The sequence below is a fragment of the Shewanella sp. 10N.286.51.B8 genome (genome assembly GCF_041469325.1).
GTDB lineage: Bacteria > Pseudomonadota > Gammaproteobacteria > Enterobacterales > Shewanellaceae > Shewanella.
The window spans coordinates 1-485 of record NZ_JBFRKG010000089.1 but is presented as its reverse complement, the minus strand read 5'-3'; the positions used below and the strand labels follow the sequence as shown (position 1 = coordinate 485).

Genomic DNA, 485 nt, shown 5'->3' with positions numbered 1-485 from the left:
GGCACTCAGTTTAGCGAAGCATTGTTATTTACCCATCGCGGCTTATCAGGCCCGGCAATTTTACAAATTTCAAATTACTGGCAAGCAGGCCAAAGTATTAGCATTAACCTGTTACCCAATGAGTCAGCGAAAGATAAAATCGAGCTAGCGCTTGCAAATCACCCTAAGCAAAGCCTACGTAACACCATCAGCCAATGGCTACCAAAGCGCTTGGTTGAAGCGTTATTTGAAGCAGCACTGCTTGATAAAGCCTTAAACCAGTTAGGCCACGGTGAGCGTGAGCAAATAGCACAAGACCTTAATGAATGGTCAATCGTGATGAACGGTACCGAAGGCTATCGCACTGCTGAAGTCACCTTGGGTGGCGTTGATACTAATGAGTTATCATCTAAAACCATGCAGTCTAGCAAGGTTACTGGATTGTACTTTATTGGTGAAGTGATGGACGTCAGTGGTTGGCTCGGAGGGTTCAACTTTCAATGGGC

The 485-nt window shown here is 45.6% G+C and carries 1 protein-coding gene; it reads left to right on the top strand.

Translation table 11 applies throughout. The annotated features are described in order from the left end of the window. The coding region (locus AB4160_RS19480) for an NAD(P)/FAD-dependent oxidoreductase (RefSeq protein WP_372006093.1) at positions 1-485 on the top strand (485 nt) is incomplete at both ends.